This window comes from Actinomadura hibisca NBRC 15177, from assembly GCF_001552635.1.
GTDB lineage: Bacteria > Actinomycetota > Actinomycetes > Streptosporangiales > Streptosporangiaceae > Spirillospora > Spirillospora hibisca.
Genome location: NZ_BCRO01000043.1, coordinates 81522 through 104783, shown reverse-complemented (window position 1 = coordinate 104783; position 23262 = coordinate 81522). Strand labels below are relative to the sequence as shown.

19 protein-coding genes are annotated in these 23262 nt (G+C 73.3%); 10 read left to right on the top strand and 9 right to left on the bottom strand.

The annotated features are described in order from the left end of the window. Positions 1–6: 6 nt before the first annotated feature. From AH6_RS21465 to AH6_RS21455, 3 genes are all read right to left on the bottom strand, one after another. Positions 7–1320 (bottom strand): HEXXH motif domain-containing protein, encoded by a 1314-nt coding sequence (locus AH6_RS21465; protein WP_067482594.1) that lies wholly within the window; start codon positions 1318–1320, stop codon positions 7–9. Then, entirely contained in the window at positions 1317–2561 is a 1245-nt protein-coding gene (locus tag AH6_RS21460) for an FxsB family cyclophane-forming radical SAM/SPASM peptide maturase (RefSeq protein WP_307190393.1), read from the bottom strand. The genes AH6_RS21465 and AH6_RS21460 overlap by 4 nt, the downstream gene beginning before the upstream one ends. Before the next feature lie 165 nt (positions 2562–2726). After that, on the bottom strand, positions 2727–3038 hold the full coding sequence (locus AH6_RS21455; protein WP_067482592.1) for a hypothetical protein: 312 nt from the start codon (positions 3036–3038) through the stop codon (positions 2727–2729). 169 nt (positions 3039–3207) lie between these two features. Here AH6_RS21455 and AH6_RS21450 point away from each other — a divergent pair, with 169 nt between their 5' ends. Further along, the gene (locus AH6_RS21450) at positions 3208–3585 is read left to right on the top strand and encodes a helix-turn-helix domain-containing protein (protein WP_067482590.1); all 378 of its coding nucleotides are present in this window, start codon (positions 3208–3210) and stop codon (positions 3583–3585) included. A gap of 160 nt (positions 3586–3745) precedes the next feature. Next, complete coding sequence (locus AH6_RS21445; protein WP_067482588.1) at positions 3746–4009, top strand: hypothetical protein; 264 nt, start codon at positions 3746–3748, stop codon at positions 4007–4009. Between the two features lie 9 nt (positions 4010–4018). Here the strand turns inward: AH6_RS21445 and AH6_RS21440 are convergent, their stop codons facing one another. Beyond that, positions 4019–5065 (bottom strand): DUF1906 domain-containing protein, encoded by a 1047-nt coding sequence (locus AH6_RS21440; RefSeq protein ID WP_067482586.1) that lies wholly within the window; start codon positions 5063–5065, stop codon positions 4019–4021. A 236-nt stretch (positions 5066–5301) separates the two neighbouring features. Here AH6_RS21440 and AH6_RS21435 point away from each other — a divergent pair, with 236 nt between their 5' ends. Further along, on the top strand, positions 5302–6561 hold the full coding sequence (locus tag AH6_RS21435) for a DUF11 domain-containing protein (RefSeq protein ID WP_067482584.1): 1260 nt from the start codon (positions 5302–5304) through the stop codon (positions 6559–6561). A gap of 87 nt (positions 6562–6648) precedes the next feature. Next, positions 6649–7575: an LLM class F420-dependent oxidoreductase gene (locus tag AH6_RS21430; RefSeq protein ID WP_067482582.1), complete on the top strand. Its 927-nt coding sequence runs from the start codon at positions 6649–6651 to the stop codon at positions 7573–7575. Between the two features lie 58 nt (positions 7576–7633). Here AH6_RS21430 and AH6_RS21425 read toward each other — a convergent pair whose 3' ends face one another. Beyond that, positions 7634–9094, bottom strand: a complete 1461-nt coding sequence (locus tag AH6_RS21425; RefSeq protein ID WP_067482580.1) for an MFS transporter — start codon at positions 9092–9094, stop codon at positions 7634–7636. Between the two features lie 124 nt (positions 9095–9218). On the opposite strand from AH6_RS21425, the gene AH6_RS21420 reads away from it, so the two are divergent. The 4 genes from AH6_RS21420 to AH6_RS21405 all read left to right on the top strand — a co-directional run bounded on the left by AH6_RS21420 (position 9219) and on the right by AH6_RS21405 (position 15434). After that, entirely contained in the window at positions 9219–9956 is a 738-nt protein-coding gene (locus AH6_RS21420; RefSeq protein WP_245679401.1) for a TetR/AcrR family transcriptional regulator, read from the top strand. 136 nt (positions 9957–10092) lie between these two features. Next, a complete protein-coding gene (locus AH6_RS46005; RefSeq protein ID WP_245679400.1) occupies positions 10093–11406 on the top strand; it encodes a DUF3152 domain-containing protein in 1314 nt (437 codons plus the stop codon). Between the two features lie 45 nt (positions 11407–11451). Beyond that, entirely contained in the window at positions 11452–12879 is a 1428-nt protein-coding gene (locus AH6_RS21410) for a 3' terminal RNA ribose 2'-O-methyltransferase Hen1 (RefSeq protein WP_067482578.1), read from the top strand. Then, a complete protein-coding gene (locus AH6_RS21405) occupies positions 12876–15434 on the top strand; it encodes a polynucleotide kinase-phosphatase (protein ID WP_067482576.1) in 2559 nt (852 codons plus the stop codon). The genes AH6_RS21410 and AH6_RS21405 overlap by 4 nt, the downstream gene beginning before the upstream one ends. A gap of 73 nt (positions 15435–15507) precedes the next feature. On the opposite strand, the gene AH6_RS21400 is transcribed toward AH6_RS21405, so the two are convergent. The 4 genes from AH6_RS21400 to AH6_RS21385 all read right to left on the bottom strand — a co-directional run bounded on the left by AH6_RS21400 (position 15508) and on the right by AH6_RS21385 (position 21234). Next, positions 15508–15777: a TFIIB-type zinc ribbon-containing protein gene (locus tag AH6_RS21400; protein ID WP_067482574.1), complete on the bottom strand. Its 270-nt coding sequence runs from the start codon at positions 15775–15777 to the stop codon at positions 15508–15510. A 67-nt stretch (positions 15778–15844) separates the two neighbouring features. Continuing rightward, positions 15845–16723 (bottom strand): phosphotransferase family protein, encoded by an 879-nt coding sequence (locus AH6_RS21395; protein ID WP_067482572.1) that lies wholly within the window; start codon positions 16721–16723, stop codon positions 15845–15847. A 12-nt stretch (positions 16724–16735) separates the two neighbouring features. Further along, the gene (locus AH6_RS21390) at positions 16736–19375 is read right to left on the bottom strand and encodes a PQQ-dependent sugar dehydrogenase (RefSeq protein WP_067482570.1); all 2640 of its coding nucleotides are present in this window, start codon (positions 19373–19375) and stop codon (positions 16736–16738) included. A 215-nt stretch (positions 19376–19590) separates the two neighbouring features. Further along, entirely contained in the window at positions 19591–21234 is a 1644-nt protein-coding gene (locus tag AH6_RS21385; protein WP_245679398.1) for an AMP-binding protein, read from the bottom strand. 176 nt (positions 21235–21410) lie between these two features. Between AH6_RS21385 and AH6_RS21380 the strand changes: the two genes are divergently transcribed. Together AH6_RS21380 and AH6_RS21375 are read left to right on the top strand one after the other, a co-directional pair. Further along, the gene (locus AH6_RS21380; RefSeq protein WP_067482566.1) at positions 21411–21674 is read left to right on the top strand and encodes a sigma factor-like helix-turn-helix DNA-binding protein; all 264 of its coding nucleotides are present in this window, start codon (positions 21411–21413) and stop codon (positions 21672–21674) included. Between the two features lie 866 nt (positions 21675–22540). Further along, positions 22541–23209, top strand: a complete 669-nt coding sequence (locus tag AH6_RS21375; protein WP_083983305.1) for a response regulator transcription factor — start codon at positions 22541–22543, stop codon at positions 23207–23209. Positions 23210–23262 lie beyond the last annotated feature (53 nt).

Here is a 23262-nt window from a genome sequence, read left to right as displayed (position 1 = left end):
GCCCGGCTACCGCACCGGGCCGTTGCGGTGTTGCCAGTCTGTTCGGTGTTGGGCGTTCTGGGCGGCGGCCTGTGCGGCGGCCTCGTGTGGGACCGGTTCGGTGCGCCAGTCGTCCAGGGTGCGGGTCAGTTCGAGGACGAAGCGTTCGCCCGGCGGGGTCAGCGCGGCGCTTTCCAGCAGCGTGCGGGCGCCTCCGGCGGCGGCGTCGCGCCAGCGGGCGAACGACGTGTGCGCCCGCGTTGCCTGATCGCCGCTCTCGTGCTGTCGCTGCCGCCGCCAGAAGCCCGCGATGCCCAGGTGCGCGTACACGCCTTGCAGCAGTCCGGCGGCCGGGCGCGGGTCGTCGCGCCAAGGGGCGTAGTAGCGCGTGCCGTCGTCGGGGTTGGTCAGGCGCTCCAGGTCCAGCAGGGCGGTCAGTTTCGTGTGCTGCACCTCGTGCGCGAACGTCACGGCCATCGAGTGCGGGTTGGGTGGCTCCGACAGGCCGATGCCGCCGAAGCAGTGCGGGGCGGTCGCGCTGGTCTGGCCGCCGCGCGGCGCGGGCAGCGGGGTCAGCGTCCGCAACGTTCCGGCCGTTTCTTCGGCGATGGTCCAGTGCTGGCGGACGAGCATCTCCCACGCGGCGTGCAGGTGCTCCTGCCAGCGCGCGACCTCGGCGGGGGAGAGGCGGTGGGCGATGACGGGGGAGCCGGGCATCCGGTCGGGGTCCTGGTCGTCGAGGAGCAGGTCGATGCGGCGGCCCTGGTGTTCGGCGATGAGTCGGCGCAGGCCCTCCCAGCCGGGGGCGTCCTGGTGGGGGTTCGCGGGGAGGGCGACTGTGGTTTCGCCTAGCGTCACGGTCGCTGGTTCGGGGCCGGTGCGTATTAGTGCGCGGTCGGCGGTTGTGTTGAAGACGGCTCGGCCCAGGGACGGCAGGCGCACTATGCCGTCGTAGGCTGGGATTTCGGTTTCGGTGGGGAATCCGGCGCGGATTGCGGCTGCCGCTGCTAGCGCTGTTAATCCTTCTGGGCGGGCGGGGGCGGTGCGTTTTCCCTCCAGCGCCAGCACGGTGCGGCGTGCCCACACTCCGACGGTTGGATGGCGCAGCACTGCGTCTACGGCGCGGCCGTCGGCTTGCTGGATGCGCGCCAGTAGCTCGAACGCCTCGGCCGTCCGCGCCGCCTCCGGATGGCCAGCGGCGGCGTCGCGCACGCCGCGGATCAGCAGCAGGTGCTTGCTGTACTGCGCGGCCCGCAGGAACTCGGCGGCGGCGGGCCCGCCTCCTCCCGCCGCCAGTTCGAAGAACAGCTTGTCCGAAAGGGTGTGCCGTCTCAGGCTCATCGCCCGCCTTTCCGCATCGCGACGACGTCCCGGGCCACCACCTGGCGGATGTGGGTGATGAGCCGGAACAGGTCCGGGCAGAACACCGAGGGGTTGCGGAAGCCGCTGCCCGCCCGGTAGCGGCTCGGGTAGTGGCCGCCGCCGCAGATCCGGCCGACCGTGCAGGTTTTGCACTGGTCGGCCAGCGCGCGGTCGCCGATCTGGCGGGCCGCCACCGGCGGCAGCAGCAGCGCGGCGTCGAACGGGTCGCGCAGCACGTGCAGCGGGGTCGCGGAGGCCCCCTCGTAGGCGGACTTGAGCGTGTCCACCTGCTCCAGCGCCCCGTTGGTCTCCACGACCACCATCGCGGCGGGCGACAGCCCTACCGCCTCGGTCCGCGACGGGCGGCCCAGCACCAGCCGCATGATCTCGCCGAACAGGCGCACCCGCGTCTCCTGGACCGGCGCGCCGTACCAGCGGTCGAACACCGCCACCAGCCACTCGCCGTAGGGTGCGGCCGGGTCGCCGGGCACGCGGCCCGGGGGCGGTTCGTCCCAGGAGCCATAGGGCAGGTGGAAGTCGACGGTGGGCGGCCCGGACTCCAGCAGCGCTTCGTAGGTGGCGATCGGGTCGTTGCGCAGGTCGATGGTGCACAGCAGACCGTCGAACAGGTGGCGGTAGCGCGGCTCGGTCAACCGTTGCAGTCCGGCCCGCACCTCGGCGTGGCTGCCCCGGTCGTCGGCGTGCCGCCGGTGCCGGTCGTGCCCCGTGGCGTCGCCGTCGAGGCTGACGCCGACCTGCACGTCGAACTCCTCGAACAGGCGCAGGAAGGCCGGGCCGAGCAGCGTGCCGTTGGTCTGCACCCGGGTACGGCAGGCGACGTCGGCGGGCAGTTCGGCGCGCAGGGTCGTCAACGTGTGGCGCAGGTGCTCGACGCCCGCCAGCAGCGGTTCGCCGCCGTGCAGGATGACGTCGATCCCGGTCAGGCCGTGCGCGCGGACGTGCTCGGCGACGCGCCGCGCGGCCCGCTCCACGATCGGCCGGGACATGCGCCGGGGCTGCCGCCGCCAGCCCTGGTCGGCCATCTCGTACATGTAGCAGTAGTCGCAGGCCAGGTTGCAGCGGCTGTGCACCTTCAGGATGAACTGCCGGAACGGCGTGGGCCGCCAGCCGCTCTCCAGAAGGGCGCCCACGTCGAGGTCCAGCGGCCACTCGGCCGCCGTTCCGGCCGCGGGGCCGCCCGGCCCGCCGTCGATGGCCACGCTGATCAGCTCCCCGAACGAGATCCGAGCGCGGCGCTGCGCTGAGGGGGCAGGAGGCACGCGGCAACGGGCCGCGGTGCCGCCTGCCCGACTCCATGCTCGACCGTGGAGATCGTCAAACCTGTGCTGCCGATCTCGGCCAAACCGGTCCGTACCGGACCGGGGTCAGGGCCCCAGGACGGTGGCGAACAGGGCGACCGCCACCGACGCGGCGGCGGCCAGCATCGACAGCAGCGAGACGGTGTGCCGGAAACGGTTGTCCAGGTGGCCGCGGGTCACCTGCTCGCGCTCGCTGGCGCTGAGCCGGTCCTCCAGCTCGGCGACCAGGCGCGTCTGGTCGGCCATCTGGCGTTCGTGCAGTTCGTTGCGCTGGAACAGCAGCGCGAGCTGGCCCTCCAGGTTCGCCAGCCGGACGTCGACGCCGCGGCGCAGTTCGGCCAGGGCCAGCTCGACGGTGATCGGTCCTTCCTCAATCACGGTTCCGCCCCTTCGTGTCGGGGCCCGGGGATCGGTGCCCCGCGGTCCAGCGTAGGAACCTACCGGTAAGAAAACAAGGACTGTCTGGTAATAACCGGAAACCGGCTCGTAGGAAATATTCAACTGGCGGTTACTGGATGTTCCTTAATGTTTCCGTCATGCTGAGCACATGGCCGGAGAGCTGGACCGGGAGCGGGTCGCCAAGTACGTGGTGGCGCGGCGCGGCTCGCTCGGCCTCACCCAGGAGCGGCTGGCCGAGCGCGCCGGGGTGACGGTCAAGACGATCTACAACCTGGAGACCGGCGAGCGCTGGCCGCAGGCGCGCACCCGCGCCGCGGTCGAGGCGGCCCTGCAATGGCGCGCGGGCGATCTGGTGCGGGTGGGCGAGGGCCGGGAGCCGGCGGGCGCGGCCCCGCTGGGCGAGGCGCTGCGCGAGCTGGAGGAGCTGAACGCCTACTTCGCCGACCTGCGCACCGACGCCGGCGACAAGCGGCGCATGGCGCTGGCCTTTCTGCGTGCGCTGTACGGGGAACCGGACGGGCGCTGAGATTCTCACCCGGAAAGGGAATTCTCACAAGGGGTTGGGATTCTCGCAATCTGAAAAGATTTCCAGATCTGACCGGTTGTTGCGGCCTTGACAGAGGCGCAGACTGGGGTGGCCGGACCAGGTCAGGAGCTCCGCTCCCCGGGGCGAAGGAGTGTCAGCGATGCGCGCACGCGCGGCCCGTGTCCGGTGGGCGCTCGGCACCGCGGCGGCCTGCGCGGGGGCCGCCGCGGTCGCCGTCCTCGCCCCCGCCCCGGCGGTGCGCGCCGCGCTCGCCGCGGCGCTGGCCGGGGCCGCGCTGGCGGCCGTCTGGGCCTTCCGTGACCTGCGCGAACGGCAGCGCCGCATCCTGGAGCACATCGAGACGCAGACGCGCGTCGTGCACAATGCCGCCCGCGTCGTCGCCGAGCGCGACGACGATATCTGACGCCGCGCCTCAACTCCGCCAGAAGAGCAGCTTGGCCGTGCCGCCCGCGATGCGCGCCGGAGCCGTGCCGTGCTGCACGACCTGGAAACGCACCCGCCGGTCCTTACCGACGTTGTCGGCCGCCACCCCGTACAGCACGTTCGTCTCCTCGCCCGCCGACGCGAAGTCCTGCACCGCCCCGGTGTCGAACTTCGCCGCGTCGGCGGGGTCGGCCTCGATCGCGCGGGCCTGCACGCGCGTGCCCGCCGGGACGCCGCGCAGCCGCACCGACGCCGTCAGCGAGTAGTGCGCCGGGCCGCCCAGCACGTCCGCGCCGCCCCGGTCGGGATGCTGGCCGGTCGCGTCGGCGTACTCGACGTCCCAGGTGACGGTGGTCCACACCCCCGGCGGCAGCGGCTGTTCGGCGGTGGCCCCCACCGAGACGTAGTCGGGCACGTCCTCGTCTCCTCCCGGCGCGACGCCCACGCGCCACTGCCCGTAGTCGGCCGCGACGGCGCGGTCGTAGTCCACGCCCACGCCGTTGATGACGTGGTCGTTGGAGTACTGCTGCAACTGGGCGCGCTGGTCCCAGCGGCCGCCCGACCACGCGTAGGTCTGCCACGCCCAGGCGGCCTTGCCCGCGTCCAGCGCGCGCTTCACCGGCCCGTACCCGCCGTACAGCCCGACGCGCGCCCGGCCGATCACGCTGGCCGCGCCGTCCAGGTAGGCGCTGATGGCGGCCTGCTGCCCGGACGTGGCGTCGAAGTCGACGGCGAAGTAGACGGGCCGCCCGGACGGCATCCCGAGCGCGCGGGCCTGCCGGTCGGCGTCGCGCGCGTCGGCGACGCCGCCCGCCCGGCCCGACAGCGCGCGGCTGGCGGTCGTCTCCCACACCACCACCAGCCACAGCCCGGCGTCCGACAGCTGCTCGGCCTCGGCCCTGGTCAGGTTCTTGCCGGTGGTGTCGTGGGAGAGGTAGCGGCAGACGAACTTGACTCCGGCGCGCTTGAGCGCGGCCGGGCCGGGACGTCCCCAGGCGTAGTCCACGCCGAACACGGCCATGTCGGTCAGCTCCACGGGTCGCGGACGGGTCCCGCCGATTCAACCGTTCCGCCCGCGCCTTCCGCGACAAATATTGGCAAAAGCGCCCTATCTCTGACCTTCGCGGCCAGCGGGGCGGGGCGTTCCGGCGGCTTGACCGAAGGTTGACGGCACCCCCGGTGACGACACGCCGACACAGCGCTAGGTAGATCATCGGGACCGGGCTAGAAACGGAGTCGATCAAGCTGTCCGGCCAGGTCAGGGGGACCATCATGCTCCGGAGAGGGAAGGGCCGCGCCGTCGTCGGCCTGGCCGTGGTGACCGCGGCCCCGCTGCTCGGGCTGGTCCCGTTGCCCGGCGTCGCGGGGACGGCGGCGGCCGACGGGCCGGTGCAGGCGCAGCCGCGCGAGCGGCGGGCGGCCGCAACGGTCACCACGACCGTCAAGCACCGGGTCCACAAGCACCGGCACCACCGCAAGCAGCGGCAGCAGCTCGCGACCGCCGCCCGCGCCAAGCCCGGCACGTTCGACGTCCACACCGCCGCGCCCGGCGTGCCGCTGGTGCCCGGCCGCACCTACAACTGGCCGTTCGCCGTGACGGGCAAGGGCCCGCTGGACGCGGGGCCCACGGTGTTCACCACGACCCTGCCCGAGTCGCTGGAGTTCGTCTCCGGCTCCCAGAACTGCTCCTTCTCCAGCGCGGGTTCCGGCAAGGGCGGCCGGGCGGTCTGCCAGCTCGGCGAGGTCGGGTCCGGCGAGACCGTCGCGGGCGTGTTCACCGCCAAGGTGGCGACCAGCGCGAAGCCGCGCGAGCACGTGACGAGCACGGCGGTGGTGACGTCGGGCCGGACGCAGACGACCGAGGAGTTCCCGGCGTCCATCGTCGCCGACGTGGCCGACGTGTCGCTGGCCAAGAAGGGGCCGGGCACCGTCCGTCCCGGCGAGGTCGTCTCCTACACCACGACCGTGCGCAACACCGGTCCGGGCGTCGCCGAGGAGGTGGTGGTCACCTCCTCGGTGCCCGCCGAGGTCCTGGAGAACGACAGCGCCTGCACCCGCACGGAGACGTCCGACGCCAAGAGCCCGTACAAGTCCAGCGTGTACCTGTGCGAGGTCGGCTCGCTCCCGGCGGGGAAGAGCAAGACCATCCACACCCGCGTCATGCCCAAGAACAAGCCCGGCACGGCCGTCCTCGCCCCCTCGGCGGCGACCACCAAGACCTACGAGGTCAACACCGCCAACAACCGGGCCAGCGTCCGCACCCGGATCGCCCGCCCGGCGGCCGTCGCCCCGGCCGCGCACCGGATGCGGAAGGTCCGCACGGCGCGTGCCGCCGCCGCGCCCGCCCTGCGCCCCCGCAAGCCCGCCGAACGGCCCGCCGTGACCGCCCCGGCCGTGCCGGGACAACAGTTGCGCGAGCTGCCACGTACCGGCGTCGAGAGCAGCGCCATGGTCGACGCGTCGCTCGCCCTGGTGGGCGGCGGCCTCATCCTGTCCCGGCTTGCGCGGGCGCGCCGCAGGCCGCAGGACTGACCGATCCGCGACGCGGGGCCCGGAGAACGGAAGCGGCGTCCGGGCCCCGCGTCGCCCCCGCCTCGCGGTAGGTAGCAGGATGGGGCCATGCGACTCCGCATCTTCACCGAGCCCCAGCAGGGGGCCGGCTACGAGACCCTTCTGGCGGTCGCGAAGGCCACCGAGGACCTGGACTTCGACGCCTTCTACCGCTCCGACCACTACCTGAAGATGGGCGAGGTGTCCGGCGAGCCCGGCCCCACCGACGCCTGGATCACCCTCGCCGGGCTCGCCCGCGAGACCAGCCGCATCCGGCTGGGCACCCTGATGACCGCGGCGACCTTCCGGCTGCCCGGCCCGCTCGCGATCTCGGTCGCGCAGGTGGACCGGATGAGCGGCGGCCGGGTCGACTTCGGCGTCGGCACCGGCTGGTTCGAGCAGGAGCACACCGCCTACGGCATCCCGTTCCCGAGCCTGAACGAGCGGTTCGAGCGGCTGGAGGAGCAGCTCCAGATCATCACCGGGCTGTGGCGCACCCCGCAGGGCGAGACCTTCGACTTCGACGGCGCGCACTACACGCTGAAGGACTCCCCGGCGCTGCCCAAGCCCGCCCGCCCCGAGGGCCCGCCGGTGCTCATCGGCGGCTTCGGGGCCAAGCGCACGCCGCGCCTGGCGGCCACCTACGCCGACGAGTACAACGTGCCGTTCCACAAGCCGGACGACACCGCCGTCGCGTTCGGCCGCGTCCGCGCCGCCTGCGAGGCCCAGGACCGCACCCGGCCGATGGCCTACTCCGCCGCCCAGGTGGTGTGCTGCGGCCGCGACGAGGCCGAGATCAAGCGCCGCGCCGACGCCATCGGCCGCGACGTGGCCGAGCTGCGCGAGAACGGCCTGGCCGGCACGCCCGCCGAGCTGGTGGACAAGATCGGCAAGTTCGCCGAGCTGGGCGCGGACTGCCTCTACCTCCAGGTCCTGGACCTGCACGACCTGGGCCACCTGGAGCTGCTGGCCGCCGAGGTCCAGTCCAAGTTGTGACGACGGACGGGCACGGGGCGCGCAGCCCCGTGCCCGCCCGCCGTTGCCGGGGTGCCCGTCACACCGCGACGGGCACCCCGGCGCCGGTCTCGGCGTCCTGCTCCGGGCGGGCGTGCCGGGGCAGCAGGAACACCAGCGCGAACGCCAGCGCGAACAGCGCGATCTCGACCCACAACGTGGCCCGCATCGCGGTCTCCAGCATCGTCCCCGCCGCTCCGGGCCCGGCCGCGTCACCGGCCCGCGCGAAGAACACCGTGCCCAGCACCGCCGCGCCGAGCGCGCCGCCGAGCTGCTGCACGGCGGTGAGCGTGCCGCCCGCCGAGCCGGTCTCGGCGAGTTCGACGCCGCCCAGCACGATGTCGAAGAGCGGGGCCATCGCCATGCCCATGCCGATCCCCAGCACGACCAGCCCCGGGGCGAGCCGCCAGGGCCCGACGCCGGTCCCGGCCAGCTGGAGGACGGCCAGCGTCACGCCCGTCCCGGCGGTCATGACGACCAGCCCGACGTGCAGCAGGCCCCGGCCGAGCCGCCGCCCCGCCTGCGCCAGGCCGAACCCGGCGATGATCCCCGCCGACCACGGGATCTGCGCCAGGCCCGCCTTGACGGGGGAGTAGCCGAGGCCCGTCTGGAGGTAGAGCGAGAACACCAGGCCGAAGCCCGCGACGGCGGCGAAGAACGCCAGGCTCAGCACCAGCCCGCCGGTGAAGGCGCGCTTGCCGAACAGGCTCGGCACGACCAGCGGGTCGCCGCCCGCGCGCCGCCGCCGCACCTGGTGGACGCCGAACGCCGCGAACACCGCGACGGCGGCGGCCATCATGGCGAAGGTCCACCACGGCCAGCCGAGCTCGCGCCCCTGCACCAGCGGGTAGACCAGCAGGCCCGCGCCGGCCGACACCAGCAGCGCGCCGCCCAGGTCGAGCCGGGCCGCGCCCTCCTCCCGCCCGGCGGGCAGGAACCGCCAGCCGGCCAGCAGCGCCGCCAGGCCCAGCGGCAGGTTGATCAGGAAGATCATCCGCCAGCCGGTGCCGAACAGGTCGGCGTCCACCAGCACCCCGGCCAGCGTCGGCCCGCCGACCGACGACAGGCCCAGCACCGGACCGAACAGCCCGAACGCCGCTCCCAACCGCGCGGGCGGGAACATCTGCTTGATCATGCCGAGGCCCTGCGGCAACATCAGCGCGCCGAACAGGCCCTGGAGCAGCCGGGCGCCGACCAGCGTCCCGGGCGAGAACGCGATCCCGCACAGCAGCGAGGCCAGCGTGAACCCGGCCACCCCGACCAGGAACATGCGGCGGCGCCCGTACAGGTCGCCCAGCCGGCCGCCGGTGACCAGGCCGACCGCCATGGCCAGGGTGTACCCGGCCGCCAGCCACTGCACGGTCGCGGGGGAGCCGCCGAGGTCGGCGCGGATGGTGGGCGCGGCGATGTTGGTGATGACGGTGTCCAGCATGTCCATGACCTCGCCGGCGAGGATCACCGCCAGCGCCGGCCAGCGCCATCGGTAGGGGGTCGTGCTCATTCGGGGCCTCCGGGGGGATGCGGGAAGAACAGTGTTCGTTATGGCGAACATAGTTCTAAAGAAGAACAGTGTTCGTGTCAAGTACGATGTTCGTGCTCGCAACGTGATCCTCAGGAGGGCCGCCGTGACCGGTGCCGACGCGCCGATGCCGACCCCGCCGGGCCGCCGTCCCCGCCGCGGCGCGCCGCCGCGCCGCCGGCTCACCGCCGACCTGATCGTCACCACCGCGCTGGGCGTCCTGGACGCCGAGGGGCTGGACGCGGTCAGCATGCGCCGCGTCGCCCAGGAGCTGGACACCGGCCCGGCCTCGCTCTACGCGCACGTCTCCGGCAAGGACGAGCTGGTGGAGCTGATGCTCGACCGCGTCGCCGGGGAGGTCGAGCTGCCCGAGCGGCCCGACCCGGCGCGCTGGCAGGAGCAGCTCAAGGAGATCGCCCACGCCGGCCGCCGGGTGTGGACCGCGCACCGCGACATCGCGCGCGCCCATCTCGGCCTGATCCCCACCGGCGCCGGCCTGTTGCGGATCGCCGACGCCCAGCTCGGCGCCATGCGCGCGGGCGGGGTGCCGCCGCGCATCGCGGCCCTGGCGGTGGACGCGCTCGGCATGCTCGTGAGCTCCAGCGCCATCGAGGAGACCGCCTACCAGGCCCGGGTCGGGGAGGGTGACGTGCAGGAGCACTTCGCGCAGCGCATCGGGGAGGTCCGCGAGTACTTCGGCAAGCTCCCGCCCGACCGGTTCCCCAACATCATCGCGATGGCGGACGAGCTGACCTCGGGCACCGGGGAGGAGCGCTTCGCGTTCGGCCTGGACGTCCTGGTGCGCGGCATCGCCTCGCACGCGATCCCGCCCGGCACGGATTAGCGGACGTCCGGCGGCCGTTCGGGGGCTGTCCGCAACACGGTCGGCGGACGCTCGGAATCCACCTGGAAAGGGGATGGAACGCCACCGTCCCCGGCCCTGATGCGCCGTATTGATCATAAAGGCGAGGATTTCTGGCATGCTGGCGTGCGCGATGCAGCCCCAACGACCCCGCGCCGGGCGCCGCAGGGCCTCTTCGGGCCCCCAGGGCGCCCCGCCTCCCCGCGACCCGGCCGACCACCGGCCCGGCGGCCGTCGGCCGTCCGGTCATGACACCGGCGGCCACGCGGCCGACGGACCCGACGCCGGGGCCCGGGGCCCCGGCGGGCGCCAGGGCGGTGGTCAGGCCCTCGGGGGCTACGGACCAGGCGGTTACGGACCGGGCGGCTACGGTCCCGGCGGGCAGGGGCCCGGCGGGCAGGGGCCGGGCGGGCAGGGGCCCGGCGGTCACGGGCCTGGCAACCAGGGACCGGGCGGCCGGCCTCCGGGCGGCCACGAGTTCGGCGGGCCCGAGTTCGGCGGCCACGAAGGCGGTTACGAAGGCGGCTACGAGCCCGGCCCCTACGAGGGCGGCGGCTATCCGCAGGACCGTCCCGTCGTCGAGGACGCGTTCAGCGTCGGCGCCGAGCACGGCATCAGCGGCGACCTCGAACGTGCCTTCGAGGGCGCGCGCCGGGAGCGCGCCCGGCAGGTGATCTTCAGCGTGGTCGCGGTGGCCGTGGTCGTGGCGGTCGGCGCGGGCGGGTTCGTGGCGTGGGCCACGCTCGACGCCAAGACGCCCGCCGACCAGGAGGTCCCCGCCGAGGCCCCGGAGGCGCGGCCGTCCGGGCACGCCGACAAGCTGCCCTCCGAACCGGCGGTGGTCCCGCCCCGGAAGTCCGTCTACATCCCCACCCGGGGCACTGGAACGTTCTCGCGTCCGATCCCCGGCAAGCGCGTCTACGGCCGGGGCAAGCCGCTGCGCTACATGGTGCAGGTCGAGGGCGGCCTCAGGCAGAGCTCGGTGCAGTTCACGCTGGCGGTCGACCGCGTGCTCGCCGACCCGCGCGGCTGGACGGCGGGCGGCAAGTGGGCGTTCCAGCGGGTCGCCTCCGGCCCCTACGACTTCGTGGTGAAGCTCGCCTCCCCGGGCACCACCGACAAGTTGTGCGGCGCGTACGGGCTGACCACCGAGGGCAAGGTCAACTGCAGCGCGGGCAAGCAGGTCGTGGTCAACCTCAAGCGCTGGCTGCTGCTGACCACCTACTACCGGGGCCAGTCCGACCTGTACCACGCGCTGGTGATCAACCACGAGGTCGGGCACCGGCTCGGCGTCAAGCACATGACCTGCCCGGGGGCGGGCCGCCCCGCGCCGGTGATGCAGCAGCAGATCTTCGGGCTGAAGGGCTGCCGGATCAACGGCTGGCCCTACGACCAGCGCGGACGTTTCCTCAGCGGCCCCGTGGTGCCGTGAGAAAACAAGTGGGGGACGGGCGCGGCGTCCGGTAACACTTGACGGGTGCTCCTGACCATCACGACCACCCTGACGCCCGCCACCGACCTGGGCTTCCTGCTGCACAAGCACCCTGACCGCGTGCAGCGGTTCGACCAGGCGGCCGGCACGGCGCACGTCTTCTATCCCGAGGCGGGCGAGGCCCGCTGCACCGCCGCGCTGCTGCTGGAGGTCGACCCCGTCGGCCTCGTGCGCACGCGCGCCAGGCGCACGCCCGACTTCTCGCTGGGCCAGTACGTCAACGACCGGCCCTACGCCGCCTCGTCGTTGCTGGCCTCGGCGATGGCCGGGGTGTTCCGCACCGCGATGCGCGGCCGCTGCGAGGCCCGGCCGGAGCTGGCGGCCGCGCCGATCCCGCTGGAGATCACGCTGCCCGCGCTGCCGTGCCCCGGCGGCGTCGCCGGGGCCGAACGGTTCTTCGCGCCGCTCGGCTGGCGGGTCGCGGCCGCACCCGTGCCGCTGGACGAGCGGTTCCCCGGCTGGGGCGACTCCCGCTACGTCACGCTCACCCTCACCGGGGAGATGCGGCTGGCCGACGCCCTCAACCAGCTCTACGTCCTGATCCCGGCGCTGGACGACGCCAAGCACTACTGGCTGGCGCCCGACGAGGTCGACAAGCTGCTGCGCTCGGGCGAGGGCTGGCTGGCCGAGCACCCGCACCGCACCGCGATCGTCCGCCGCTACCTGGCCGACCGCCGCTTCCTGGTGCGGACCGCGCTGAGCCGCCTCGCCGACGCCGACGGCCTGCCCGAGGACGCCCTGGACCCGGTCGAGGTGGAGGAGGAGCCGCCCGCCAAAGAGGAGGCCACCGCTGAGACCGACGCCGCGCCGCCGGTGCCGCTGGCCGAGCGCCGCGCCGAGGCCGTCCTCGCGGTGCTGCGCGAGGAGGACGCGCGCCGCGTCATCGACCTCGGTTGCGGCTCTGGCAAGCTGCTGGGTCGCATGGTGCGCGACGACTCCTTCACCCGGATCACCGGTGTGGACGTGTCGCACCGCGCCGTCGAGATGGCGGAGCGCCGCCTGCGCCGCGACGTGCAGCCGCGCGGAGACGCCGAGCGCCTGGAGGTCTTCCAGGGCGCGCTGACCTACGCCGACCCGCGCTTCCACGACCACGACGCCGCCGTGCTGATGGAGGTCGTCGAGCACGTGGACCCGCCGCGCCTGACCGCGCTCGAAAACGTGGTGTTCGGCGACGCGCACCCGCGCGTGGTGGTGGTCACCACCCCCAACGCCGAGCACAACGTCCGCTACGAGGGCCTGGCCCCGGGTGCGATGCGCCACCCCGACCACCGCTTCGAGTGGACGCGCACGGAGTTCCGCGCCTGGGCCGACCGCGTGGCCGCCGCCCACGGCTACACCGTCCGCTACCTGCCGGTCGGCGACGACGATCCCGAGGTCGGCCCGCCGACGCAGATGGGGGTTTTCACCCGATGAGCCAGGTCCTGAGGTTGCCCGAGATGGGGCTGGTCGTGCTGGTCGGCGTGTCCGGGTCGGGCAAGTCGCACTTCGCGCGCAAACACTTCAAGCCGAGCCAGGTCGTGTCGTCCGACTTCTGCCGCGCGGTGGTCGCCGACGACGAGAACGACCAGTCGGCCACCGGCGACGCGTTCGACCTGCTGCACTACATCGTGCGCAAGCGGCTGCGGCGCGGCCTGCTGACGGTCGTGGACGCCACCAACGTGCAGGTCAAGGCCCGCCAGTCGCTGATCGCGATCGCCAAGGAGCACGACGTGTTGTCGGTCGCGATCGTGCTGGAGGTGCCGAAGCAGGTCGCCGCCGAGCGCACCGCCGCCCGGCCCGACCGCGACCTGCCCGACCACGTGATCCCCCGGCAGCTCGCGGAGCTGCGGCGCGGTCGGCGCGGGTTGTCGCGCGAGTTCAAGCGGGTGTACACGCTGGACGGCGTCGAGGAGATCGACGCCGCCACGGTCGTGTACGAGAAGGCGTGGAACGACCGGCGCGAGCTGACCGGCCCGTTCGACATCGTCGGCGACGTGCACGGTTGCCGCGCCGAGCTGGAGGACCTGCTGCGCGGGTTAGGCTACGAGATCGAGCACGACGCGCTCGGCCGCGCCGCCGGGGCGAACCACCCCGGCGGCCGCACGGCGGTGTTCGTCGGCGACCTGGTGGACCGGGGGCCGGACACGCCCGGCGTGTTGCGCCTGGTCATGGGCATGGTCGCGGCCGGGAACGCGTTGTGCGTGTCGGGCAACCACGAGGCCAAGCTCGTCCGGGCGATGCGCGGCCGCAAGGTGCGCGTGGCGCACGGCCTGGCCGAGTCGCTGGAGCAGCTCGCCGGGCAGGACGAGGGGTTCCGCGCGGCGGCGCTGGAGTTCATGGACGGCCTGCTCGCGCACTACGTGCTGGACGGCGGCCGCCTGGTGGTCGCGCACGCCGGGCTGAAGGAGGAGTACCACGGCCGCGCGTCGGGGCGGGTGCGCTCGTTCGCGCTGTACGGCGACACCACCGGCGAGACCGACGAGTACGGGCTGCCGGTCCGCTACCCGTGGGCGCGCGAGTACCGGGGCCGCGCGACGGTCGTCTACGGCCACACGCCGACCCCCGCCGCCGAGTGGATCAACAACACGATCTGCCTGGACACCGGCGTGGTGTTCGGCGGGAGGCTGACCGCGCTGCGCTACCCCGAGCGCGAGCTGGCGTCGGTCCCGGCGCAGCGGGTCTGGTACGAGCCGGTCCGGCCGCTGGCCGCCGAGGCGGCGGCGGTGGAGGGCGCGCACCGCGAGAGCGACGTGTTGCGGATCGGCGACGTGCTCGACGTCGGCGGCGTGGAGACCGCGCTGATGGGCCGCGTCACCGTGCACTCGGAGAACGCGCTCGCCGCGCTGGAGGTGATGAGCCGCTTCGCGATCGACCCGCGCTGGCTGCTCTACCTGCCGCCCACCATGGCCCCGGCCGCGACGTCCGCGCTGCCCGGCTACCTGGAGCACCCCGCCGAGGCGCTGGAGGCGTACCGGTCGGCGGGCCTGGCGCGGGTGGTCTGCCAGGAGAAGCACATGGGGTCGCGCGCGGTGGCGGTGGTGTGCCGCGACGAGGAGACCGCCGCCAAGCGCTTCGGCGTGGACGACGGCACGACCGGCGCGCTCTACACCCGCACCGGCCGCGCGTTCTTCCGCGACCCGGCGCTGACCGCGCGCGTCCTGGACCGGCTGCGCGCCGCGATCTCCGCCGCCGGGTTGTGGGAGGAGTTGGACACCGGCTGGCTGGCGCTGGACGCGGAGCTGCTGCCGTGGTCGGCCAAGGCCCTGGACCTGATCCGCACCCAGTACGCCGCGACGGGGGCCGCCGCGCACGCCGCGCTGCCGGTGGCGTCGCGGGTGCTGGAGCAGGCCGCCGCGCGGGGCCTGGACCTGGCCGGGCTGCGCGACCGGACGGGCCGCCGCGCCGCCAACGCCGAGCTGTTCCGCGACGCCTACGCGCGCTACTGCTGGCCGGTGGACGGGCTGGACGGCGTCGAGCTGGCCCCGTTCCAGATCCTGGCGGGGGAGGGCGTGTCCTGGGCCGCCGCCCGCGAGCACGACTGGCACATGGCGGTCGCGGCGCGGCTGGCCGTCGCCGACGTGTCGGGGCTGATCAGGCCGACGGCGTCGATGACGGTGGAGCTGGACTCGCCGGAGTCGGAGGCCGCCGTGACGGCGTGGTGGGAGGAGCACACCGGGGCCGGGGGCGAGGGCATGGTCGTCAAGCCGCTCGGCCCGCCGCCGCCGGACCGCAAGGTGCAGCCGGGCGTCAAGTGCCGGGGCCGCGAGTACCTGCGGATCATCTACGGCCCGGACTACCTGGAGCCCGCCAACCTGGACCGGCTGCGCGGCCGCTCGCTGGGCCGCAAGCGCTCGCTGGCGATGCGCGAGCACGCGCTCGGCGCGGAGGCGCTGGAGCGGCTGGCGGGCGGCGAGCCGCTGTGGCGCGTGCACCAGGCGGTGTTCGCGGTGCTGGCGCTGGAGTCGGAGCCGGTGGACCCGCGCCTGTGACGCGGCACCGGCGCGCGCCGGGCGTTCCGCCGCGATCCGGGGCCCGTTGGGGGTCCGGATCGCGGCGGGCCGGTCACGTCGAGAAGAGCATGTGGAACATGCCGCCGTGGTGCGGGCGGTGGTGGTGCACCGGCGCGCCGTGGTGGTGGTGCACCTGCACCGGGGCCGCGGGCGGTGGCGGGGCGGGGGCCGCCCAGCCCGGGGCGTGCTGGGCCTCCAGGCGGCTCAGCGCCTCCAGCTCGCCGTAGTCGAGGAAGATCCCCCGGCAGTTGTCGCATTGCTCGATGTGGACGCCGTTGCGGGTGTAGGTCCGCATGACGCCACGACACTTAGGACAGTGCATCGCTTTGTCGTCCTTCCGGTAAGAATCCCCAGGCAGAGGCTAAATGTAGGACAGGCTCCCCGTCACGTCACGCCGGGTCCCCCGCACGGGAAATCCGGCCGCAGGTGTCGATCACGGCCTGTTCGGCCGGGTCGAGCGGTCGGTCGGCGTCCCGTGCGGATATGACGCACGTGGCGGCGATCTGGATCACCAGGGTTCGCGCCGGGACGTCCAGGACCGTCCACGGGGTGCCGAACGCCGGGACGGCGGGACCTCCGGCGGCGCGGTAGGCGGTGAGGAAGTCGGCCCAGTCGTCGGGGTGCAGCACGCCCGCCGTGAACAGCGCGGCGGGCCGCGCGAGGTCCCAGACCGGATCGCCGCGCCCCAGGTCCTCGATGTCGATGAACCGCCATCCGTCCCCGTTCCGCACCATCTGGCCCATGTGCCAGTCGCCGTGCAGCAGGCGGCCGGGGTGAGGGAACTCTGCCGCCGGGGGAAGGGTCGCGAACGCCCGGCGCACCACGTCGGCGGCCGGACCGCCGGGCAGGCGCGACACCTGGCGGGCGACGCGTTCGGGGCGGCCGAGCGGCGGCGCGCCGTCGGGGACCGGCGACCGGTGCAGCCGCGCCAGCAGGCGCGCGGACTCGACCCACGGCAGGGCGTCCGGGCGGGCCGGTTCCCCGTACGGGGTGACGGTCACCGTCCGTCCGGCCACGTGCAGCGGCGGGGCCAGGGGTGCCAGGAACAGTTCAGGCAGGTCCTGCGCGATCCGCACGCGGCGCTCCAGTGACCCGTCCGTTTCCGCGCGGTCGGGCTGGTGCGCCTTCACCACGATCTCGCCGATCCGCACGACCAGTACGCCGTGCCGGTCGTACAGGAGCTTCGGCTCGCCGGGACCGGCCGCGTGGTCGCGGCCGATCCCGGCGAGCCGGTCGAACAGCTCAGGCTGGGTGGTGTCCGGACGCATCGGGACAGTCAATCACCTGTCGAAGACCTCCATCTCGTAGAGGGAGTAACCCCAGGTGGTGCCGCGCTTGGTGCCGTACACCCGGACGTAGCGGGCGTCGCGCGGGGTGAACTGCACGACGTCCACCTTCCCGTCGCCGTTGGTGCGCGTGTGCACGGTGGTCCACACGCCGCCGCCGGTCGAGGTCTGGAGCACCCAGTCCTTGCCGTAGGCGGCCTCCCAGCGGATCACCGCGTAGCCGACCTTGATGGTCGCGCCCAGGTTCACCTCGAACCACTGCGGGTCCGAGCGGGCGCTGCTCCAGCGGGTCGTCAGGTTGCCGTCCACGCCCTTGGGGCCCTCCAGCCCGGCCTTCTCGACGCTGGACACCTTGACCGCCTTGCCCTTGGCGAGGTTGGTCTTGGCCCGGTAGTTGGCGGTCAGCGTGACGTTGCCGCCGGGGGTGATGTTGTGCGCGGACGCGCCGCCATCGGACCAGCCCGCGAACTCGTAGGCCCCGTTGTTGAGCCACTGCGTCGCGGTCGGCGCCGACACCGACACCGTCGATCCGGTGATGACCGTGCTGGTGAACGGCGCGGCCTTGGTGGTCTCGCCCAGCGTGAGCTGCACGCCGGGCGGGTTGCTGGCCAGCGTCACCGTGCTGGTCTTGGGGTGCAGCTCCACGCTCTTGGTGTCGCTGAGCCCGTCGGCGTCGGTGGCGGTCAGTTTCAGCTCGATCCACGACGGGTGCTCGTGGTCGGGCGCGACGAAGTCGCCGGTCGCGCCGTTCTGCCCGGTGATGGTGTGGGTGTGGCAGTTGCTGGGGCAGTGGTGCATGATGATCTGCCAGTTCAGCGCCGTGCCGGTCAGCTCGCCGTCCTCGGCGTCGGTCGCGCCGCCCGAGAACGCGATGCGGTCGCCGACCTTCCAGGTGGTGTCGGCGGTCGGCGCGGTGATGCGCGCGACCGGCGGGGTGGACCCGGCGGTGATGACGGTGCTGACGGTGTCGGTCGCGCCGCGCGTGTCGGTCACCTGGAGGCCCACGGCGTAGCGGCCCTTGGTCTCGTAGGTGTAGGTGGGCGCGGCGGCGGTGGAGTCGTCGTAGGCGCCGTCGCCGTCCAGGTCCCAGGCGTAGGTGAGCGGCACGTTGCCGTCGGCGTCGCTGGAGGTGGTGCCGTCGAACGTGACCGTCAGCGGCACCGGGCCGCTGGTCACGTCCGACTTGATGGCGGCGACCGGCGGGTTGTTGACGCCGTTGTAGACGTACCGGACGACGCGGCCGCCGGCGATGTCCACGGCGAACACGTCGCCGTTGGGGCCGGCCTGGAGTTCGACGATGCTGCCGCTGGCGGTGGCGAACGTCTCGATCTTCGTCTTGTCCGGCAGCCCGTCGGTGCCGGGCTTCATCGCCCACACGCACTTGCGCGCGTAGTCGGTGAAGAACAGCGCGCCCCGGTACTGCGCCGGGTAGGTGGTGCCCGCGTAGAAGGACATGCCGCTGATGGAGGAGCTGCCGGTGCCGCACGCCTCGCCCGCCACGATCTTGTCGCTGTGCTTGTAGGCGTAGCGCGGCAGGATGTGCGCGGCGGTCCCGGCGGCGTACAGGTTCTCGCAGATGTTCACGTTGGCGGCGTCGTAGCCGGGGGTGCGCCCGGCGCTCTCGTAGCAGGGCCAGCCGAAGTTGCGGACCTCGCCGGTCGGGTTGGGGACGCGGGAGATCTCCTCCCAGGTGGTGTAGCCGACGTCGCCGAGCCAGATGTCGTTGGTGCCGGGCCGCACGGTGAACCGGTAGGGGTTGCGCAGCCCGTAGGCGACGATGCGCTTGGCGTTGTCGTCGCCGCTGGTGGTGGGGTTGCCCGCGGCGGCCTTGCCGGTCTCGGGGTCGAGCCGCACGATCGTGCCGTCCAGGGTGGTCGGGTCGGCGGGGGTGCGGCGGTCCTGGGCGCGCAGCGCGCCGCCCTCGGCGGTGGGGGCCGTCAGGGGCGTCCCGGCGGGCTTGTCGGGGTCGCCGCAGGCGTTGTCCTTCTGGCCGTAGTCGGCGTACTGGAAGCTGGCGCCGTCACCGCCGCCCGCGTAGAGCATGCCGTCCTTGCCGAACGCCAGCGTGCCCACCGAGTGGCTCGGGAACTGCTGGCACCAGTCCTCCAGCAGCACCCGCTCGGAGGTCGGCCCGGCGGCGGCGCGGGAGGCCAGCGCGCCGCTCGCCGGGGTGGCCTGCGACAACACCGAGATCCGTCCGGCGACGACGCATCCGGCGTTGTTGGGGCCGGGCGGGTCGGGGCACTGGTCGTTGGAGCCGTCGGGGGAGGGCCACTTGGGGAACGTGCCGCCGAGGAGGCCGTTGTAGGTGTACATCACGTACACGCGCGGGTCGGCGGGGAAGTTCGGGTGCAGCGCCAGGCCGAGCAGGCCCCGGTCCCAGTTGTTGAACACCTGGGGCCGCAGGTCGGCGTAGATCGTCGGCGTGGTGTCGGTCAGCGAGTCGAACTCTTTGATCAGGCCGCTCTTCTCGGCGACGAAGACCCGGCCGTCGGGCGAGAACTCGACGTTGGTCGGCATCGTCAGGCCGCTGAGGACCACCTTCTCCTGGAAGTTGGCGGGCAGTGCCGCCGCCGCGCTGCCGGGCCAGGCCACCGCCGCCAGCAGCGTGGCCGCCAGCGTGAGCGCCGTCACGACCGCGACCGAACGTCGCGGTTGTCCAGTAACCGAAGTACGAACCCCCATGGTCACCTCTTTGCTCGATCCCCTTGCGGAGCCGGGCGAGGGCTCCACCTGTGCGAACAATGAATGACTCTGAGCGTTTGTGAACGGCTTGGACCGTAAGCGGCCAGAACGACAACCGATGCCGGACATACGGCGTCGGAGTCTTGTTAAGGATCTTCCGGCGGTCAGGGGGCCGGGGTGTCCCCGGCGCGCAACCGCCGCCGCACGACCTTGCCGATCGCGTTGCGGGGCAGGTCGGCGCGCGGCCGGAACTCGGCGGGCACCTTGTAGTGGGTCAGCGAGCGCTCGCAGTGGCGGCGCAGCTCGTCGGCGGAGAACGGGTAGGCGGGGTGCTCCACCACGTGCGCCACCACGCGCTCGCCGCGCCGCCGGTCGGGCGCGCCGACGACCGCGCAGTCCAGCACCGCCGGGTGCCGCCGCAACACCTCCTCGACCTCGCCGGGGAAGACGCTGAACCCGCTCACCTTGATCGTGTCGTCCCAGCGGTCGAGGACGCTGACGAACCCGTCGGCCGAGATCACGCCGATGTCGGCGGTGCGCAACCATCCCTTGGACAGCGCCCGCGCGGTGGCCAGCGGCTGGTTCCAGTACCCGGCGAACACCTGCGGGCCCCGTACGACGAGTTCGCCCGCCTCGCCGGGCGGCAGGACGCGGGTGGGCTCGTCCCGGTCCACCACGACCACGTCGGTCAGCGGCAGCGGCACGCCCACGGTCGTGTTGCGGGCGTCGCCGGTCAGCGGGTTGGCGGTGACGGCGGGGGACGCCTCGGTGAGGCCGTAGCACTGGATCAGCCGGTGGCCGCCGAGCGCCTCCAGGCGTTCGGCCGTGGACGGCGGCATGGCCATGGCGCCGGAGACGAACACGCGCACCGAGTCCAGGTCGCGGGGACGCAGGCCCGGGGTGTCGAGGACCTGCTCGTACAACGTCGGGACGCCCGGGAACACCGTGGGCCGGTGCCTGCGCAGCGCGGCCAGCACCCGCGCGCGGTCGAAGCGCGGCAGCAGCACGACCGCCCCGGCCCGCATCACCGGCGCGACCAGGCTGCTGGTGAGCCCGAACGCGTGGAAGATCGGCAGCACGGCGAGCGTGACCTCGCGGCCCTCGCGCGCCCCGAAGTCCCAGGCGTGCTGCTGGCAGGCGTTGGCGACCAGGTTGCGATGGGTGAGCATCGCGCCCTTGGGACGGCCCTCGGTGCCGCCGGTGTACTGGATGGCGGCGAGGTGCTCGCGGGGGACCAGCCGGTGCTGGCGCACGCGCCGGTGCGAGGGCCGCCGCATCTCGGCGAACGGCACGACCCAGGGATCGTCCGGCACCTCGGCGGTCAGGGCGGCGCGCCGCCGCTGGACCTGCACCAGGGGCAGCCGCAACGCCTGGCGGCGGAGCCAGGGCAGCTCGTCGGCCAGCGAGGTGACGATCACGTGCTCCAGCCCGCCCCGGGCGGCGGCGACGGTGGCGTAGGAACGATCCAGCACGACCGCGACCCGCGCCCCGCAGTCGGCGAGCTGGTGGCGCATCTCGTCCTCGGTGTAGAGGGGGTTGTGGGCGACCGCGATCGCCCCGCGCCGGAGCGTCCCGAAGAAGGCGGCGAACAGTTGCGGGCAGTTGGGCAGCACGAGCGCGACGCGGTCGCCGGGCTGCACGCCGAGCCGGTGCAGCCCGGCGGCGAACCGGTCGGCGGCCTCGTGGAGCTGGGCGTAGGTGACGCGGCGGCCGGCGTAGTGCAGCGCGACGCGGCGGGGGAAACGTTCGGCGGCGTCGTCGAGCAGCCGGGTGACCGGGACGTCGGGGATCTCCGGCGCGACCGGCACCTGCGGGGGGTACCAGCGCCGCCAGGGCAGCGGTCTCTGTGACGATGGCCACATAAGCCGGAATTGAATCATTCGCGAGGCATGCGTGTCCGCCTCCCGCCCCGCGGCCCTCAAGCCGACCTTAAACGCGGCATAAGCGACTGTCGGCGGGCGGGGACCGGTGCGAGGTTCGTGACGTGGCACTGCGACACGGCAAGAACAGCGAGCTCCCCGTACCCCGGATCCTCGTCCCCCGATCCGCGGGCGAGCGGACGGTGGTGGTCCGGGCCTTCCGGGCGCTGCCTGCGGCGCACCGCGAGATCCTCACCGAGACGTTGTTCCGCGAGCGGACGGTGGACCAGGCCGCCGCCGTGTTGGGCGTCCCGGTCGAGACGGTTAAGGTCCGCGTCTACCACGCGCTGCGCGCGCTACGGGTTGCCCTGGACACCCCCGACCACTAGTTCGGCTTCGGCGGAAGGCCGGGCGGATGAAGAGCCGGGCGGCCGGGTGGGCGCGGGTGGGTGGGGAACGGGCCGACCGGTTGGCGGTAAATGTACTTTATGCGGCTTATGTCGCATCGGGGGCGGGTGGCGGTGCGGTGCGGGGGCGGTGGCGTTCGGACGGTCGCAATCGGTCGGGGTGGATGTCTGAAAAGAGGTCAATGATCGGCGCGTGGAATTTTTCGCCGAACGGAATGCGTCGTGACGGTGAATGGTTCCCTTCGGTCGTGCCCGATGGTTCTCTAGTTTTCCTACCGTTTTGGTGAAGTCATGGCGGCGGGGTGGAATTCGCGGCGGGCCGTGGTCGCGGGAGGCGGGAATCGAAAGGCGCCGGGGCCCGGAATTGCCCGTCCGGAGGCGGGGTGACCAGGTGGTCGGCGCCGACTTTCGGCTGGCCTTCAGGAAGCGCCCAGCGCGGCTCCGGAGCGCCCGACGACGGCGTGTACCTGGGAAAGTTCATGATCGTCGGGGGTTGGCCTATATCGGCCTAGCCGCCTTTGCCCTGCCTTTGCCGGGCCCGATGGCGGGATGGGCGGAATGTCCGTACGGGGCGGGCGGCCACCTGCGCTCCTTGCCGTCCGACAAGCAGCGGGCTCGCGGCGGCCCGGCGCGGGCTTGCTGATATGCGATCTATGTCCCGTTTGACGTCCAGGTGAAATTCCTTCACTCTGAGTATCGCCCCTTCAACTCAGCCCAGTTAAGGCGGCATCATGCAGACGTCAAAACCCTGTTCACCCGCCCTGTGGAGTGCGCCTTCCAGAGATCACCCCCTTTCGCTGCGGCATCCCCTGATAAATGACGCAGAATTGATCACCAGGAAGGCGAACGTGATTCGCGTTGTCATCGCCGAGAGCGTGCACCTGTTCCGCAGCGGCCTGGTCGCGCTGCTGGAGGACGAGCCGGACATCACCGTCGCCGGCACCGTGGAACGCGGCAGCGGCCTCAGCGAGGCCGGCCGCGCGCTGCCCGAGGTGGCGCTGATCGGCACCGACCTCGCCGACGTGGACGGCGTCACCGCCATGGGATTACTGCACGCGGCCGCCCCGCAGTGCGCGGCCATCATCATGGCCGCGCGGCGGCGGCCGGGCGACCTGCGCCGCGCCGTCACCGGCGGCGCGCTCGGCTTCGTCCTGAAGGACACCTCGCCCGCCGAGCTGGTGGACGCCATCCGCCGGGTCGCGCGCGGCGAGCGCGTCATCGACGCCGAGCTGGCCTTCGCCGAGATCGGCGCCGCGCGCAACCCGCTGACCCCGCGCGAGCTGGACGTGCTGGAGGCGATGGCCGACGGCGCGACCGTCGACGAGATCGCCGAGCAGCTCTACCTGTCGGCGGGCACGGTGCGCAACTACCTGGCCCGCGTCATGCACAAGATCGGGGCGCGCACCCGCGTGGAGGCGGTCACCCTGGCCCGCCAGCGCGGCTGGTTGTGGCGCGACGGCGACGAGGCCGGCGGTCTCGACGACTCCGGCCGCTCCCGGCACCCCCTGGGACGGTGAGGCGACCGGGGCCGCGCCCCTCCTGCGCGGCCCCGGAACCTGCCCGGCTCGCC

Coding starts and splice junctions, on each gene's coding strand:
- AH6_RS21465 (WP_067482594.1), bottom strand. CDS start 1,320: ATGAGCCTGAGACGGCACACCCTTTCGGACAAGCTGTTCTTCGAACTG.
- AH6_RS21450 (WP_067482590.1), top strand. CDS start 3,208: ATGGCCGGAGAGCTGGACCGGGAGCGGGTCGCCAAGTACGTGGTGGCG.
- AH6_RS21445 (WP_067482588.1), top strand. CDS start 3,746: ATGCGCGCACGCGCGGCCCGTGTCCGGTGGGCGCTCGGCACCGCGGCG.
- AH6_RS21435 (WP_067482584.1), top strand. CDS start 5,302: ATGCTCCGGAGAGGGAAGGGCCGCGCCGTCGTCGGCCTGGCCGTGGTG.
- AH6_RS21430 (WP_067482582.1), top strand. CDS start 6,649: ATGCGACTCCGCATCTTCACCGAGCCCCAGCAGGGGGCCGGCTACGAG.
- AH6_RS21425 (WP_067482580.1), bottom strand. CDS start 9,094: ATGAGCACGACCCCCTACCGATGGCGCTGGCCGGCGCTGGCGGTGATC.
- AH6_RS46005 (WP_245679400.1), top strand. CDS start 10,093: ATGCTGGCGTGCGCGATGCAGCCCCAACGACCCCGCGCCGGGCGCCGC.
- AH6_RS21405 (WP_067482576.1), top strand. CDS start 12,876: ATGAGCCAGGTCCTGAGGTTGCCCGAGATGGGGCTGGTCGTGCTGGTC.
- AH6_RS21400 (WP_067482574.1), bottom strand. CDS start 15,777: ATGCACTGTCCTAAGTGTCGTGGCGTCATGCGGACCTACACCCGCAAC.
- AH6_RS21395 (WP_067482572.1), bottom strand. CDS start 16,723: ATGCGTCCGGACACCACCCAGCCTGAGCTGTTCGACCGGCTCGCCGGG.